General features: G+C 57.8%; 14 protein-coding genes. 2 read left to right on the top strand and 12 right to left on the bottom strand.

The features are described from left to right. Positions 1-2: 2 nt before the first annotated feature. The 12 genes from fabZ to rpsB form a co-directional block, all read right to left on the bottom strand. Positions 3-464 (bottom strand): 3-hydroxyacyl-ACP dehydratase FabZ, encoded by a 462-nt coding sequence (gene fabZ, locus G5306_RS16910; RefSeq protein WP_005338559.1) that lies wholly within the window; start codon positions 462-464, stop codon positions 3-5. A 24-nt stretch (positions 465-488) separates the two neighbouring features. Beyond that, positions 489-1508 (bottom strand): UDP-3-O-(3-hydroxymyristoyl)glucosamine N-acyltransferase, encoded by a 1020-nt coding sequence (gene lpxD / locus G5306_RS16905; RefSeq protein ID WP_219263302.1) that lies wholly within the window; start codon positions 1506-1508, stop codon positions 489-491. Positions 1509-1511: 3 nt separating this feature from the next. Continuing rightward, positions 1512-2024: an OmpH family outer membrane protein gene (locus G5306_RS16900; RefSeq protein ID WP_005338563.1), complete on the bottom strand. Its 513-nt coding sequence runs from the start codon at positions 2022-2024 to the stop codon at positions 1512-1514. Between the two features lie 149 nt (positions 2025-2173). Beyond that, entirely contained in the window at positions 2174-4705 is a 2532-nt protein-coding gene (gene bamA / locus G5306_RS16895) for an outer membrane protein assembly factor BamA (protein WP_236562581.1), read from the bottom strand. Positions 4706-4739: 34 nt separating this feature from the next. Continuing rightward, complete coding sequence (rseP, locus tag G5306_RS16890) at positions 4740-6092, bottom strand: sigma E protease regulator RseP (protein ID WP_421313251.1); 1353 nt, start codon at positions 6090-6092, stop codon at positions 4740-4742. Continuing rightward, positions 6092-7288, bottom strand: a complete 1197-nt coding sequence (gene ispC / locus G5306_RS16885; RefSeq protein ID WP_040066582.1) for a 1-deoxy-D-xylulose-5-phosphate reductoisomerase — start codon at positions 7286-7288, stop codon at positions 6092-6094. Before ispC ends, rseP begins: the two co-directional genes overlap by 1 nt. Further along, positions 7288-8145, bottom strand: a complete 858-nt coding sequence (locus G5306_RS16880; RefSeq protein WP_421313249.1) for a phosphatidate cytidylyltransferase — start codon at positions 8143-8145, stop codon at positions 7288-7290. Before G5306_RS16880 ends, ispC begins: the two co-directional genes overlap by 1 nt. 27 nt (positions 8146-8172) lie before the next feature. Further along, positions 8173-8949, bottom strand: coding sequence for a polyprenyl diphosphate synthase (uppS, locus tag G5306_RS16875; RefSeq protein ID WP_216951881.1), 777 nt, complete (start codon positions 8947-8949; stop codon positions 8173-8175). A gap of 72 nt (positions 8950-9021) precedes the next feature. Beyond that, positions 9022-9579 carry a ribosome recycling factor gene (gene frr, locus G5306_RS16870; RefSeq protein ID WP_421172796.1) on the bottom strand — a complete coding sequence of 186 codons (558 nt, stop codon included), beginning with the start codon at positions 9577-9579 and terminating at the stop codon, positions 9022-9024. Between the two features lie 48 nt (positions 9580-9627). Further along, a complete protein-coding gene (gene pyrH / locus G5306_RS16865) occupies positions 9628-10362 on the bottom strand; it encodes a UMP kinase (RefSeq protein ID WP_005343782.1) in 735 nt (244 codons plus the stop codon). A gap of 71 nt (positions 10363-10433) precedes the next feature. Then, on the bottom strand, positions 10434-11315 hold the full coding sequence (tsf, locus tag G5306_RS16860; RefSeq protein WP_005343781.1) for a translation elongation factor Ts: 882 nt from the start codon (positions 11313-11315) through the stop codon (positions 10434-10436). A 104-nt stretch (positions 11316-11419) separates the two neighbouring features. After that, positions 11420-12148 (bottom strand): 30S ribosomal protein S2, encoded by a 729-nt coding sequence (gene rpsB / locus G5306_RS16855; protein ID WP_204385178.1) that lies wholly within the window; start codon positions 12146-12148, stop codon positions 11420-11422. Positions 12149-12519: 371 nt separating this feature from the next. Here rpsB and map point away from each other — a divergent pair, with 371 nt between their 5' ends. Both map and glnD read left to right on the top strand, forming a co-directional pair. Beyond that, positions 12520-13308, top strand: coding sequence for a type I methionyl aminopeptidase (gene map / locus G5306_RS16850; protein WP_216951883.1), 789 nt, complete (start codon positions 12520-12522; stop codon positions 13306-13308). A gap of 84 nt (positions 13309-13392) precedes the next feature. Beyond that, positions 13393-16041 carry a bifunctional uridylyltransferase/uridylyl-removing protein GlnD gene (glnD, locus tag G5306_RS16845; protein WP_421313248.1) on the top strand — a complete coding sequence of 883 codons (2649 nt, stop codon included), beginning with the start codon at positions 13393-13395 and terminating at the stop codon, positions 16039-16041. Positions 16042-16094: the final 53 nt, after the last annotated feature.

Raw genomic sequence — 16094 nt, 5'->3', positions numbered from 1 at the left:
TGTTAAACCTCGCGTTTGGCGCACATCAGCTCGGCGGTACAGACCACTTCACCGTCGACGGTGGCGACACCGGTGAACTTGGCAATACCGCGACGCTCTTTCAGGAACTCCACGTCGAGCACCAGTTGGTCACCGGGGCCGACCGGACGCTTGAAGCGAGCGTTGTCGATTGAGGCAAAATAGTAGAGTTCGTTGGGAGACGGCTTGCCCACCATGGTAAAGGCCAAGATACCGGTGGCCTGTGCCATCGCTTCCAGGATCAGTACGCCCGGGAACACCGGCTTGGCCGGGAAGTGCCCCTGGAAGATCGGCTCGTTGAACGAGACGTTCTTGATGGCACGCAGAGTTTTGCGTTCATCGCTGATCTCGTAGTCGTCTACACGATCCACCATCAGAAACGGATAACGGTGGGGCAGCAGATCCATGATTTCCTGGATACCCAGGCTCTTCTTTTCAGTAGTCAAAACAGTACCCTATACCAATCGTGATTATTCTTGATCCAGCTTCTTCTCAAGCTTGCTTAACCGCTTGTGCATCTCTTCGATACGCATCACCCGGGCGGCGGTCTTGCGCCACTCTTTATTGGTTTGCAGAGGGATGCCGGAAGAGTAGACACCGGGCTCGGTAATGGGTCGCATCACCATGGCCATACCGGTAACGGTGGCCTGGTCGCAGATCTCCATATGCCCGTTAAAGACGGAAGCGCCGCCAATGATACAGTATTTGCCGACCTTGAGACTACCAGCCATCACGGTAGAGCCCGCCACGGCGGTGCCGTAACCGATCTCGACGTTGTGGGCGATCTGGCACTGGTTGTCGATGATGACGTTGTCAGCGATGCGGGTATCTTCCAGCGCACCGCGGTCAATGGTGGTACAGGCACCGATCTCGACCCGGTTGCCAATGGTCACACCGCCGAGCTGGGGGATCTTGATCCACTCGCCACGCTCGTTGGCATAACCGAAACCATCGGCGCCGATCACTGTGCCGGATTGAACCAGACAGTCGGTGCCCATAGTCACATTGTGATAGAGGGTGACGTTGGCCCACAGCCGGGAGCGGGCTCCCAGCCGGGTGTTCTTGCCAACGAAACAACCCGGGCCAATGCGTACATCATCACCCAGCACGACGCCGGATTCGATCACTGCATTGGCGCCGATGGCCACTCTCTCGCCCAGTTGCACGTCAGCCGCGATGACGGCGCTCGGATGAATATCCGTGGCCGGCTGCGGGGTGGTGTCCAGCAGTTGGGCTACCCGGGCAAAGCCCACATAGGGGTCTTTGAGCACCAGGGCATTGGTGGGACAAAATGGCAGATCCGCTTCTGTAATGAGCACGGCGGTCGCCTTGCTCTGCTCCAGATAAGAACGGTACTTCTTGTTGGACAGGAAGGTAATCTCACCCTCCCCGGCCTTTTCCAGTGTCGCTACCTTGCGGATTTCCAGGGTTCCGTCGCCATGGACCTGGGCCCCCAGTTGCTGGGCCAGCTGTGCGAGAGTGAATGCCATCAATTAGTTGCTCTTGCTTACCTGAGAAATAACCTGGCCGGAGATGTCCAGCTTGCTGGCGGCATACGGGGCGGCATTGCGCTCCAGCACCAGATCGTAACCATTGCTCTTGGCGATGGAGTCGATGGCAGCCTGCACCTTGGTCAGGATCTTGTTGCGCTCTTCGGACTGACGGCGGCCGTTGTCCTGCTCAAAGGCTTGACGCTTCTGGTTGAACTCCATCTGCAGCTTGGCCAGCTTCTCCTGATTCTGCTTTTTCTGCTCGGCGCTCATGAAGGCTTCATCCTTGCGGAACTTCTCGACCAACTTCTGGCCTTCCTGTTCCAGCTTCTGCAGCTCACGCATGCGCGGCTCGAATTCACCTTTCAGCTTGGCTGCAACGGCTTCACGCTGGGGCAGCTTTTGGAAGACTTCGCCCATGTCGACCACGGCGATCTTGGTCTCAGCGAAGGCAGAACCCATGCCGGCAGCCATCAGTGCAAAGCTCAAACCAGCTACTTTCAACGCTTTATTCACACTTACTCCTTGTTCCCTCATGGCGAGGGCTACCTGATTTACCCGATTATGCAAGCGGCGTTAGGACCGTCTTGTTACCTGGTGAGGCACGCATACCGCGCGTCCCATCATTGAAGACCCCCACCGCATGGGTGGGGGCGAAACTCTGCTTAGAAAGTACGACCGATGTTGAAGGAGAAGAACTCGGTGCGATCCCCTTCATATTTCTTGATCGGCTTGGCCAAGGCGAACACCAGCGGCCCCATCGGCGAGAGCCACTGCAGGGAGACACCGGCAGAGACCCGGATATTGCCCGGGTTGGAGTAGTCCTGGCTCAGATAGTTGCAATCAGAACCGGCGGCGCAAGGATATGCTCCGTTGGCAAAATCGGTGCTCCAGACGGTACCTGCGTCCATAAAGACGGTGGAACGGATCTGCGGACGATAGGTCTCGGAGACGAACGGGGTCGGGAAGACCAGCTCCAGTGAAGCGACGGCCAGAGCGTTGCCCCCCACCGAGGTGTCGGAACCTTCGTAGTAACCAGTTTCACACGGCTGAGAACCCGTGCAACTGCCAGCACCCGGCTTGTTGTAGGTTTTGTAGATGGCCTTGGGACCAATGGTATTGCTCTTGAAGCCGCGTACTGTATCGAAACCACCGGCATAGTAGTTCTCGAAGAACGGCAGCATGGAGTCATCGCCATAGCCGTTACCGTAGGAGACACGACCCTTGCCGATCATAACCCAGCTGTGATCCGCATCGAGCGGGAAGTAGTGGGCATCTTCGGCGGAGAGCTTGTAGTACTGCAGTTCCATGCCCGGCACGGTCACCTTGGCGTTGATACGCTGACGATCGCCAGAAGTCGGGAACATCCCCTTGTTCAGGGTAGAGCGGGTCCAGCCAGCGGTGACATCAACGGTCACGAAATCGAGGTTGGAACCATCCTGTGAGTAAGCATTCCAGAACTGATCCATCTGTACCGACTGGCGGTTATCATTCCACTGATCCCAGCAGTAGGTATTGCCATCAGTATCCGGATTGTCCTTCAGACACTCCTGATAGTTCTGGGCATTGAATGACGGACGGCTCAGCTTGGTGCTCTCGATACCGGTACTGAAGTCGAGACGGTTGAACTCATTGACCGGGAAGCCGCTGGAGAGACGGAAACCAATGGTTTCATTCTCGTAATCAACGATATCGGCATCATCGGCGCGGAACTGGTTGTAGTAGACCCGACCACCCAGGCTGACACCATCCACGGTGAAATAGGGGTCGTTGTAGCTCAGGTCAACGTTCTTGGAGTAGTCGTTGGTGCTGGCGTTGATGGAGACCTTTTTACCGGTACCCATAAAGTTGTCCTGGGAGATCCCCGCCTGCAGGCTCAGACCCGATTCGGTGCCGTAACCGATACCGGCGTTGATGGAACCCGCTGGCTGCTCCTTGACCTTGAAGTCGAGGTCAACCAGGTCATCGTTGCCCGGCACCCGCTTGGTGTCCACTTCTACACTCTCGAAATAACCGAGACGGTTGAGACGGCTCTTGGACTGCTCGATGTTGTCGGAGGAGAGCCAGGTGCCTTCCATCTGGCGCATCTCGCGACGCAACACCTGATCTTCGGTGGTTGCGTTACCGCTGAAGTTGATGTTGCGCACATAGACACGAGGGCCCGGCTCAACGTTGACGATCAGCTCAACTTCCTTGGTCTTGTCATTGACCTGCGGGAAGGTGACCACTTTCGGATAGGCATAACCGTAACGGCCGAGGAACTTGGAGAGCACCTCTTCGGTATGAGTCACCTGACTGGCAGAGTAGGTGCTGCCGGCAGCAATCGGGATCAATCCCTTCATCTCGCCACCGCGGTCGATCAGGTCACCCTTGAGCTGGACACCGGAGACCTTGTACTGATCCCCTTCCTTGATGTTGAGGGTGACGTAAACGCCCTTCTTGTCGGGGGTCATGGAGACCTGGGTAGACTCCTGCTGGAAGCGGATATAGCCACGATCCATGTAGTAGGAGCGCAGGGTCTCGATATCACCCGCCAGCTTCTGTTTCTGATAGCGCTGATCGGCGGTGAAGTTCCACCAGGGCACTTCGTCGCGCAGGGAGAGCTGGGCAATCAGTTTCTCTTCCGGGAAGACGCTGTTGCCGACGATGTTGATCTGCTGGATCTTGGCCGCTTCCCCTTCCACGAAGGTGAACTTGAGGTCGACCCGGTTGCGCGGCAACGGGGTGACGATGGCCTTGACCTTGGCGGAGTATTTACCCACGCCATAGTAGAAATCTTCCAGTCCCTTCTCGAGGGAAGTGAGTACGGTGCGATCCAGCGGATCACCCACACGGATACCGGAGGACTCCAGACTCTGGGTCAGTTGCTCCTCTTTGATATCCTTGTTGCCGGCAAACTCGATGCTGGAGATGGTCGGACGCTCCTTGACCATCACCTGCAGCACCTGGCCGTCACGGTAAACCTTCACATCCTCGAAGTTACCCGAGGCATAGAGCTTTTTGATGGCGCTGGCCAGAGCCACGGAGTCGACGGTATCACCGACCCGGATCGGCAGGTTCAACAGTGCGGCACCCAGGGTCACCCGTTGCAGACCTTCGACCTGGATATCTTGCACCACAAAAGAGGCAGGGGCCGCCTGGGCCAGGAAACTGGCACCCAGCAGGCAACTCAACACCAATGCTTTTTTAACAGCCATTTTGTTCTTATGTGTCCTTGTTGATGCTCTGGCCTCAGAGGCGAGCGAAATCGTTAAACAGCGCAATGCCCATCAATAACATCAGAATGGCGGCACCGATCCTGAAACCCACTTCCTGTATTTTCTCTGATACCGGCTTGCCGGTGACCGCTTCGATCAGGAAATAGACCAGATGGCCACCATCAAGCACCGGCAGGGGGAACAGATTGATAATCCCCAGATTGACGCTGATCAGCGCCAGAAAACTCAAGAAATAGACCAGACCATAGTCGGCACTGCTGCCGGCGCCCTTGGCAATGGAGATGGGGCCACTCAGGTTGTCCAGCGACACGATGCCACCAATCAACTTGCCAATCATGTCAAAGGTGAGCGTGATCAGGCTCCAGGTTTTGTCCGCGCCATGCCACAGCGCCTGCAAAGGCCCATACTGTAACAGAATTCGATATTCATCCGGTAATGGAACCAGTTGCGGTGAGAGACCGACGAATCCCACCAGCTTGCCCTGCACCTTGCGGCTATCCGGGGTCAGGGTCACGTTGAGATCACTGTTGTTGCGCTCAACCACCACTTGAAGGGGTTCGCCCGGTGCCTGCTGCACCAGCTCGACGAACTGGGCCCACTCGGTGATCTCCTGCTCACCGACCCGCTTGATGCGATCGCCAACCTGCAAACCCGCCTTTTCACTGGCACTCTTAGCTACCACGGCCGACACCACTGGCAATACCTTGCCACCAAGGGGCACGATCCCCAAGCTGCCGATCGGGGATTCCCGGTCCGGATCAAACTTCCAGCTCTCCAGCGACAGATTCTTGTCGGTGGCATAGCTGGTCTGGGGGGCTTTGACCTTGAGGGTGACCGACTGATCGCCCAGATGGCTCAGCAGGGCATAAGTGACGCTCTCCCAGTCGCCGGTCTGCTCATCACCGACCCCGACAATCTCCATGCCCGGCAGGATGCCCGCCTCGGCCACGATGGACGCAGGGCGCACCTCGCCAATCACCGGTTTTACCGCCGGCACACCGATCACGAACATCAGCCAGAGGGCAAACAGGGCAAACACGAAGTTGGCCATGGGACCTGCGGCGACAATCGCCATCCGCGCCCAGACACTCTTGTGGTTGAAGGCATACTGCTCGTCACCGGGCTTGAGTTCATCGACCCGGCCATCGAGCATCTTGACGTAACCACCGAGCGGGATCAGCGCCAGCACATATTCGGTGCCATCTTTACCCATCCGGCGCCAGATCGCCTTGCCAAAACCGATGGAGAAGCGCTCAACCTTGACGCCACAACGACGGGCCACCCAGAAGTGACCAAACTCGTGCACCGCGACCAGCAGGCCCAGCGCAACAACAAAAGCACCGATATTCCACAACACACCGCCCATCAGCCAAGCTCCTCAATCAAAGTGTGAGCACGGGCTCTTGCCGCACCGTCCAGGGCAAACAGATCATCGAGCGAGCCGACGGCGCTGCTCTCCAGCGCCAGCATCACTGCCTCGTTGATCCGGGCAATATCCATAAAACCGATGCGCCCGGCCAGGAAGGCGGCAACCGCCTCCTCGTTGGCCGCATTGAGCGCAGTAGTCGCCGCTTGTCCCTTCTGGCAGGCATTGATGGCCAGCGCCAGACAGGGGTAGCGATCATAATCAGGCCGGATAAAGCTGAACTCTCCGACACTGAAGAAATCCAAAGGTTCCACACTGGAGGGGATGCGATTGGGATAAGCAAGCGCATGGGCGATGGGGGTACACATATCCGGATTGCCAAGCTGGGCCAGCACGGAGCCATCCTTATACTGCACCATGGAGTGGATCACCGACTGCGGGTGGATCACCACCTGGATCTGCTCGGGCGCCGCATTGAACAGCCAGCGCGCCTCAATGTACTCCAGCCCCTTGTTGATCATGGTGGCGGAGTCGACCGAAATCTTGGCCCCCATCGACCAGTTGGGATGAGCGATGGCCTGCGCCGGCGTCACCTTCGCCAGCTCGCTGATCTCGGTGTAACGGAACGGGCCGCCAGAACCGGTCAGCAAAATCTTGCTGATCCCCGCCGCCGCCAGATCGCAAAAACCGGGCTGGCGCTGCACGGCGGTCGGCAGACACTGGAAGATAGCATTGTGTTCGCTGTCGATGGGCAGCAGCTCGGCGCCATGTTCGCGCACGGCCTCCATGAAGAAAGCACCGGACATCACCAGCGCCTCCTTGTTGGCCAGCAAAATTCGCTTGCCGGCACGTACCGCGGCCATGGTCGGGGCCAGTCCGGCCGCACCGACGATGGCGGCCATCACGCTATGGGTGTCGGGGTGAGCGGCAACCTCGCAGAGGGCTGCTGCACCAGACATGACCCGGGTCGCACTGCCGTGCGCTTTCAGACGGGCAGCCAGTTCACGGGCGGCATCCTCATCGACCATCACGGCAAAACGGGGGGAGAATTCGAGGCAGTCCCGCAACATGGCATCCACGTTGCGGGCGGCGGTCAACGCCAATACTTGCCAACTGCCCGGGTTATGGCGCAGCACTTTCAAGGTACTCTGACCAATGGAGCCAGAGGCCCCCAGAATAACCAGTGACTTGTGCATCAAAACTCCTGACTGAGTAGCAGATAACTGAGCAGAAACACCGGCAGGGCGGCGGTCAGGCTGTCGATCCGGTCGAGAATGCCGCCATGACCCGGCAACAGGGTGCCGGAGTCCTTGATGCCCGCCTCGCGCTTGAACATGCTTTCGGTCAGATCGCCGAGTACGGAGGCTAGCACCGCCAGCAGAGAGCAAAACAGCACGGTGATCATCTTGGCAGGAACAAATCCCATCGACCAGGTGACACCGATGGCCAGCAGGCTGGCGGTAAAGAGGCCGCCGCACATCCCTTCGATGGTTTTGCCCGGACTCACAGCCGGTGCCAGCTTGTGCTTACCGAACGCCTTGCCGAAAAAATACGCGCCAGAATCTGCCGCCCAGACCAGTCCCATCACGAACAACAGGATCCAGGCCCCCATCATGGGGTCATGGTAAAAGTTGTAACCACGGATGGCGACCAGCGACCAGTAGAAGGGAACCAGAGTCACCAGACCAAACAGCGACTTGAGCCAGATAGACTCTTTCCACAGCTTGGCGCTTTGGGGATAGCGCAGCACCATCAGCAGACCCAGCAGCCACCAGCTTACCGCGGTCCAGAGCACGCCCATCACGAGGGGGTGCAGGTGAGGCGTCCAGAGTTGCTCCACCGGCAGCCAAAAGAGGCTGGCACCGAGCAACAGACAAAATACGATGGGTAACCATTGCTGCGGAGCAGCAGAGACAAACCCACTCCATTCGCGACTGGCCAACAAAAACACCAGCGCTGCCAACAGGGCAAAAAATTTCAATGGCAGAAAGAAGAGCGCCCCCAACACCAGGGGGATCAACATCAAAGCAGTAATAATTCGTTGTTTTAGCAAAAGAAACCTCTCTCTTGGGAGCGGGGTTTAGCCGGTCTGCTGCTCGGCGATCAATTCCCGTATCTGTTCACCCGTGCAACCGAAGCGACGCTCGCGGGCAACGAAAGAGGCAACCGCCTCACTGAACTCGGCCTCGTTGAAATCGGGCCACAATACCGGGGTAAAATAGAGCTCTGCATAGGCGAGCTGCCATAACACAAAGTTGCTGATGCGATGATCGCCACCGGTACGGATCAGGAGATCCACCGGCGGCAGGTCGGCCATACACACTTCGCGACCAAGCATGGATTCATCGATGTCATCAGCGGCCAGTTCACCGGCAACAACCGCGCGGGCCAGCTTGCGAGCCGCCTGAGCGATATCCCACTGGCCGCCATAGTTGGCCGCAATATTCAGGGTCAATCCCTTGTTATTGGCGGTCAAGGCTTCCGCCTTGGCGATTTTGGCCTGCAACCGATCACTGAAGCGAGCGGTATCGCCAATCACCCTGAGCCGGATCCCGTGACTGTGAAGTTTGTTCACCTCGCGGCCCAGCACGGTAATGAACAGCTCCATCAAGGCGCTGACTTCCCCTTCCGGACGACGCCAGTTTTCGCTGGAGAATGCAAACAGGGTCAATGCCTCGATCTTGGCTCGCGCAGCAAAGGTAACGGCCTCGCGCACTGACTTGACGCCCGCCTTGTGGCCATAAACCCGCATCTTGCCTCGGTTCTGGGCCCAGCGACCGTTACCATCCATGATGATGGCGACGTGACGGGGTAAAGACGAGTTGGCACAATCACCCAACGCAGCCAAAAGCGACATGGTTTTCTCCCACAAAGACAAAAGCGCCGTGCAGGGGCACTACACGGCGCTCGTAATATACCTTTCAGGCGCTTAGATTTCCATTAGCTCCTTCTCCTTTACAGCAAGAGCCTCATCGACCAGCTTGATGTAGGAGTCAGTCAGTTTCTGGATCTCTTCCTGGGCGCGACGGTCGTCGTCTTCGGAGATCTCTTTGTCCTTCAGCAGCGCTTTCAGGTCGGCGTTGGCATCGCGGCGAATGTTGCGCACGGCAACACGGGCGTTTTCCGCTTCGGCACGGACGATCTTGGTCAGGTCGCGACGGCGCTCTTCGGTCAGCGGCGGCAGCGGCACGCGCAGGGTCTGGCCATTGCTGGAGGGGTTCAGGCCCAGATCGGAGGTCAGGATCGCCTTCTCTACCGCCTGGATCATGGAGCGGTCAAAAATGGAGATGGAGAGGGTGCGAGCATCTTCTGCCACGACGTTGGCCAACTGTTTCAGCGGAGTGGCAGCACCGTAATACTCAACCTGGATGCCGTCGAGCAGGCTCGGGTGAGCACGGCCAGTACGGATCTTGGACATCTGGGTCTTGAGTGATTCGACACTCTTGCCCATACGCTCCTTGGCGTCGTTTTTAATCTCGTTGATCACAGCGGTTTTCCTTTTGGCGAACGAGCCGCCATGCGGCTCGCATCTATATTATTTGCTGACGTAATGGATCAGGGTACCTTCCGGCTCACCCATGATAACCCGGCGCAAAGCGCCCGGCTTGTTCATGTTGAACACCCGGATCGGCAGATCATGGTCACGTGCCAGAGTAAAAGCAGCAAGATCCATCACCTTGAGCTCTTTTTCAAGAACTTCATCATAACTCAATTCATGGTACAGCACGGCATCCGGATTCTTGACTGGATCTTCGTTGTATACACCATCAACCTTGGTGGCCTTGAGCACTACATCGGCTTCAATCTCGATCCCGCGCAGGCAAGCCGCAGAATCGGTAGTGAAGAAGGGGTTGCCAGTACCGGCAGAGAAGATCACCACTTTGCCTGCACGCAGCTGGCTGATTGCCTCGGCCCAGCTGTAGGAATCACAAACCCCTTGCAGGGAAATGGCAGACATCAGACGGGCATTCACATAAGCACGATGCAGAGCATCACGCATGGCCAGACCGTTCATCACGGTTGCCAGCATACCCATGTGGTCGCCCACCACGCGGTTCATGCCCGCCTTGGCAAGACCGGCACCACGGAACAGGTTGCCGCCACCGATGACCAGACCGACCTGAACACCCAGCTCAACCAGCTCTTTGATCTCTTGGGCCATCCGCTCCAGCACTGCCGGATCAATGCCGAAACCCTCGGATCCTTGCAGGGCTTCACCACTCAACTTCAGAAGAACACGTCTGTATGCAGGTTTGGGATTGGTACTCATGTCACTGATTCCTGGTCATATAAAGACCGCGACATAAGTCGCGGTCTGGGGAAACGGAAAAACCGGTTCGATTAGGCCTTTTGAGCGGCCGCGATTTGGGCTGCAACTTCAGCAGCGAAATCGGTCTCTTGCTTCTCGATGCCTTCGCCCACTTCGAAACGGGTGAAGGAGACAACGTCAGCGCCTTCTTTCTTCAGCAGCTCGGCAACAGTCATGGAAGGATCTTTCACGAACGGCTGACCAGTCAGGGAAACCTCACCGGTGAACTTCTTCATGCGACCTTCAACCATCTTCTCGGCGATCTCTTTCGGCTTGCCGGAGTTGATGGCGATGTCGATCTGGATTTCGCGCTCTTTGGCAACGACTTCAGCAGATACATCTTCAGGCTTGACGAATTGCGGGCTGTTGGCTGCAACGTGCATGGCCAGATCTTTGGCCAGTTCGTCGGAACCACCGGTCAGCTTGGTGATAACACCGATGCGGGAACCGTGAACGTAGGTGCCCAGGTTGTCACCTTCAACCAGCATCACGCGACGCAGGTTCATGTTCTCACCGATCTTGGCGATCAGGTTGGTGATGGTCAGCTCTACGGATTCGCCGTTGCCAAAATCAGCGGCTTTCAGCGCATCAACGTCTGCGATCTTCTGGGTAGCTGCGATCTCGACGATCTTCTGACCCATGGCCAGGAAACCGGCATCCTTGGAAACGAAGTCAGTCTCGCAGTTCAGCTCGATCATGACGGCAACGTTGCCTTCGGTACGGGCGAAAATCACACCTTCAGCGGCGATACGGCCAGCTTTCTTGGCGGCTTTGGCCTGACCGGATTTACGCATGTTCTCGATGGCCAGCTCGATATCGCCGTTGGCCTCTTCCAGTGCTTTTTTGCAATCCATCATGCCAGCGGCGGTGCGCTCGCGCAGTTCTTTTACCAGGGCGGCAGAAATGTTTGCCATGTCCAGTATCCTCGGTCTTGAATTGACAAGAAACAGGGGCCACAAGGGCCCCTGCTAACCAATTACATCAGCTTGGTTAATAAGGGCTTTGCAGACCTTATCAATTACTCAGCTTCAACGAAGCCATCTTGTTCGGCTTGAACAACGATGTCCTGCTCGCGAGCTTCCAGTACGGTGTCAGCAGCAGCATTCAGGTACAGCTGTACGGCACGGATAGCGTCGTCGTTACCCGGGATGACGTAATCGACGCCGTCCGGGTTGGAGTTGGTATCAACGATGGAAACTACCGGGATACCCAGGTTGTTGGCTTCTTTGATAGCGATGTGCTCGTGGTCGGCATCGACAACGAACAGAACGTCAGGCAGGCCGCCCATGTTCTTGATACCACCCAGGCTCTTCTCCAGCTTTTCCATTTCGCGAGTACGCATCAGCGCCTCTTTCTTGGTCAGCTTCTCGAAGGTACCGTCCTGGCTCTGGGTTTCCAGATCTTTCAGGCGCTTGATGGACTGACGAACGGTTTTCCAGTTGGTCAGCATGCCGCCCAGCCAGCGGTGGTTAACATAGAACTGGTCGCAACGCTCAGCGGCTTCTTTTACGGCTTCAGACGCGGCACGCTTGGTACCTACGAACAGTACCTTGCCTTTCTTGGCAGCTACGGAGCTGATGAAGTTCATGGCATCGTCAAACATCGGAACGGTTTTTTCCAGGTTGATGATGTGAACTTTGCTGCGGGCACCGAAGATGTAGGATTTCATTTTCGGGTTCCAGTAACGAGTCTGGTGACCGAAGTGAACGCCGGCTTGCAGCATGTCGCGCATAGAAACTTTAGCCATTTTATACCTCTGTATTGGGGTTAGGCCTCCACACATCCCATATAACCGACCCGTTAAGGCACCCCGGCATATGTGTCGATGTGTGTGTGTTGTTTAAGTAAGGGTGATGAAATCGGGACGCAAGTTCCCCATTCCGGCGCGCTTTATACCATAACTTTGTTCAGGACACCACCGGCCGACACTCTAAACAGGTGTAAATCTGGATCCCGCCAGAGGAGGTTGCGACTGCCATTTGACGCTGTGATGACAATCACACTGGAAGTACGCGGGGGTTGCGGATAAAATTTTGGCCTGATTGCAAACGCATCTATTTTTCATTACCTGATTGCCGGACATCGATAGATGCGCGATCAGGTCCCAAGAGAGATCCCATGTCCATTAAAATCAAGACACCGGAAGAGATTGAAAAGATGCGCGTTGCCGGCCAATTGGCCGCCGATGTGCTGGTCATGATTGCGCCCCATGTCAAAGCTGGCGTCACCACTGACGAACTGAACACCCTCTGCCACAACTATATTGTCGACGTGCAGCAGGCCATCCCGGCCCCGCTCAACTATCACGGTTTCCCGAAATCCATCTGTACCTCGGTGAACGATGTGATCTGCCACGGCATCCCGAACCACAAGAAGCTGCGTGATGGCGATATCATCAACCTCGACATCACCGTTATCAAGGATGGCTACCACGGCGATACCTCGGCCATGTTCATCGTGGGGGAAACCACCCCGCTGCGCCGCCAGCTCTGCAAGGTTGCGCAAGAGAGCCTCTACGCTGCCATCAAGAAGGTGCGTCCGGGTGCCTGCATCACCGAAATTGGCGCCGTGATCCAGCCCATCGTCGAGAAGGCCGGCTTCTCCGTGGTGCGTGACTACTGCGGCCACGGCATCGGTGCCGAGTTCCACGAAGAGCCGCAGATCCTGCACTACCGCAACAGTGGCAAGCTGGAGCTGAAAGCAGGCATGTGCTTCACCATCGAGCCGATGGTCAACAGCAAGAAGTATCACTGCAAGGTCAATCCGAAGGATGGCTGGACCGTGACCACCAAGGATGGCGGCGACTCCGCCCAGTGGGAACACACCCTGCTGGTGACCGAGGATGGCTGCGAGGTACTCACCCTGCGCCCGGACGACACTATCGACCGCTTCATCAAACACAGCTAACATCGAACCCCGGCCCTTGTGAAAAGCGCCGGGGTTTTTACTGCCTGTTTCAGCCAGATGCCTGCCACTTGTGTGTGAGATGCCATGGACGCCAGCCTACTTTCCCCTCATCTGTTACCCGACGACCAGCTCACCCGCGATAACTGCAAAGAGTACCTGAGCCGCTTTCTAGGCTGGCTGCACGCCCGTTTCGATGCCGGTGACAACATCATCGAGCTGGTTGCCACCCGCTCCGAATACATGGATCAGTTGCTCTGCCGCCTGTGGCAGAAGTTTGGCTTCGACAAGAGCGACCTGACCCTGATCGCGGTGGGGGGCTATGGCCGCGGCGAGCTGCACCCCCACTCCGATATCGACCTGCTGATCCTCTATGACGGCGACGAACTGGACGAAGTGTTGGGACTACGCATTGGCGAGTTCATCACCCTGTTGTGGGATCTCAAGCTGGAGGTGGGTCAGGCGGTGCGCAACGTGGCGGAGTGCCTCGAGCAGGGGCGCGCCGATATTACGGTCGCCACCAACCTCATCGAGGCCCGCTACATCACTGGTCGCCAAGAGGGCTTTCGGCAACTGAAAGAGGCCACCGGCCCCCAGCACTTCTGGCCAAGTGAAGCCTTCTTTCGTGCCAAGCGCCAAGAGCAGGCGGAGCGGCACCAGCAGTTTCTCGGTACCGCCTACAAACTGGAGCCGGATCTCAAGTGCAATCCGGGCGGCCTGCGCGACATTCAGACCCTTGCCTGGGTCGCCCGTCGCCACTTCGGCGCCACCACCTTGTTCGAGATGACCAGCCACGGCTTTCTCAACCGCGCCGAGTACCGCGAGCTGCTCGACTGCCAGAACTTCCTCTGGAAGGTGCGCTTTGCCCTACATATGGCCATCAACAAGGGGGACAACCGCCTGCTGTTCGACCGCCAGCGCACCGTGGCCCAGATGCTGGGCTTCGAGGGGGAAGGGAACGCTCCGGTCGAGCAGATGATGAAGCGCTTCTACCAGACGGTGCGGCGGGTCGCCGAACTCAACGAGATGCTGCTGCAACTGTTTGACGAGGCGATCCTCGGCAACAGCGCCATGGATGTGCGCCGCCTCTCCGACGAGTTCCAGCTCCGTGGCCGCCTCATCGATGCGGTCGATGCCGAGCTGTTTGCCCGTGAACCGGTCGCTATTCTGCGTCTCTTCTATCAGATGGCCCAGCATCCCGAGATTGCGGGCATCCACTCCGCCACCCTGCGCCAGCTGCGCGAGGCGCGCCGCAAGCTCAACTGCTGGCTGCAGGAGTTGCCGGACTGCCGCCGCCTGTTTATGGCGCTGCTGCGCCATCCCAACGGCATCGGCCTGCCGCTTACCCTGATGCACAAATACGGCATCCTCGCTGCCTATCTGCCGCAATGGAACCTCATCGTCGGCCAGATGCAGTTTGACATGTTCCACGCCTATACGGTGGATGAGCACACCCACCGGCTGCTCAAGAACATTCACGGCTTTCCCAACCCGGCCAATCGCCAGAGCCACCCGCTCTGCCATGAAGTGTTCACCCGACTGCGTAAACCGGAGCTGCTCAGCATCGCCGCCCTGTTCCACGATATCGCCAAGGGGCGGCGCGGCGATCACTCGGAACTTGGCGCCGTCGATGCGCTGGAGTTCTGTCAGCTGCACGGCCTCGATCGCTACGAGAGCCGGCTGATCGCCTGGCTGGTGCGCCACCACCTGCTGATGTCGGTCACCGCCCAGCGCCGCGATATATACGATCCCGACGTGGTTACCGACTTTGCCCAGAAGGTGCGCGACGAGCAGCATCTCGACCTGCTCTACTGCCTCACCGTGGCCGATATCTGCGCCACCAACGATAGCCTGTGGAACGACTGGAAGGGCACCCTGCTGCGCGAGCTCTACTTCGCCACCCAGAAGGCGCTGCGTCAGGGGCTGGAGAACCCGCCCGACATGCGGCTGCGCATTCGCGAAAATCAGCGTCAGGCCAAGCAACTGCTGGCACAACGGGATGTATCGGAAGAAGCGATCAATCAGCTCTGGGGCGACTTCAAGGCTGATTACTTCCTGCGTCACAGCCCGGAACAGATCGCCTGGCACTGCCGCCACATCATCGAGCATGGCGACAATCCGGCTCCGCTGGTGATCATCGGCAAACACCCGACCCGCGGCGGCAGCGAGGTGTTCATCTACTGTCGCGACACGCCGAACCTGTTTGCCACCGTGGCCTCGGCGCTGGATCAGAAGAACCTCAACATCCACGACGCCCAGATCATGAACTCGCGCAGCAACTTCGTGCTCGACACCTTCGTGGTACTGGAGCCAAGCGGCGAACCCATCAGCCCCAACCGCACCGCTACCATCAAGAAGGCGCTGGAGAAAGCACTGCAGGAGCCGGGCAAGCTGGTACTGCGCAACAAGCCGCTGTCACGGCGCCACCGCCAGTTCAGCGTGCCAACCCGGGTGGTCTTCCTGCCCCGCTCTTCGCCCACTAAAGGGGAGAGCCGTCACACCCTGATGGAGCTGACTGCCCTCGATACCCCCGGCCTGCTGGCGCGGATCGGTGCGGTTTTCCAGCAGTGCGGACTGTCGCTACACGCCGCCAAAATCGCCACTTTCGGTGAGAGGGTCGAGGACTTTTTCAGCCTGACCAGCCTCGATGGCGAGCCATTGACCGCCGAGCAGCAAAAACAGCTGGAAGAGCGACTGGTACACCAGCTCAATCCCCAGCAGTCGGTACTGGATTAAGCGAAGAGTGATTCGAAAGAGGCTGATTGTCGGGCGTTTTTTGCCATACCAAA

Source organism: Aeromonas sp. 603404 (assembly GCF_049171775.1).
Classification (GTDB): Bacteria; Pseudomonadota; Gammaproteobacteria; order Enterobacterales; family Aeromonadaceae; genus Aeromonas; species Aeromonas veronii_A.
The sequence above is the reverse complement of the archived record's forward strand: the minus strand, read 5'-3'. Positions and strand labels throughout refer to the sequence as shown.

Bases quoted from the DNA above. Each gene is read 5' to 3' on its own strand.
- tsf (WP_005343781.1), bottom strand. From the start codon at position 11,315: ATGGCAAACATTTCTGCCGCCCTGGTAAAAGAACTGCGCGAGCGCACC.
- map (WP_216951883.1), top strand. From the start codon at position 12,520: ATGTCCATTAAAATCAAGACACCGGAAGAGATTGAAAAGATGCGCGTT.
- glnD (WP_421313248.1), top strand. From the start codon at position 13,393: ATGGACGCCAGCCTACTTTCCCCTCATCTGTTACCCGACGACCAGCTC.
- bamA (WP_236562581.1), bottom strand. From the start codon at position 4,705: ATGGCTGTTAAAAAAGCATTGGTGTTGAGTTGCCTGCTGGGTGCCAGT.
- ispC (WP_040066582.1), bottom strand. From the start codon at position 7,288: ATGCACAAGTCACTGGTTATTCTGGGGGCCTCTGGCTCCATTGGTCAG.
- pyrH (WP_005343782.1), bottom strand. From the start codon at position 10,362: ATGAGTACCAATCCCAAACCTGCATACAGACGTGTTCTTCTGAAGTTG.
- uppS (WP_216951881.1), bottom strand. From the start codon at position 8,949: ATGTCGCTTTTGGCTGCGTTGGGTGATTGTGCCAACTCGTCTTTACCC.
- rseP (WP_421313251.1), bottom strand. From the start codon at position 6,092: ATGGGCGGTGTGTTGTGGAATATCGGTGCTTTTGTTGTTGCGCTGGGC.
- rpsB (WP_204385178.1), bottom strand. From the start codon at position 12,148: ATGGCTAAAGTTTCTATGCGCGACATGCTGCAAGCCGGCGTTCACTTC.
- lpxD (WP_219263302.1), bottom strand. From the start codon at position 1,508: ATGGCATTCACTCTCGCACAGCTGGCCCAGCAACTGGGGGCCCAGGTC.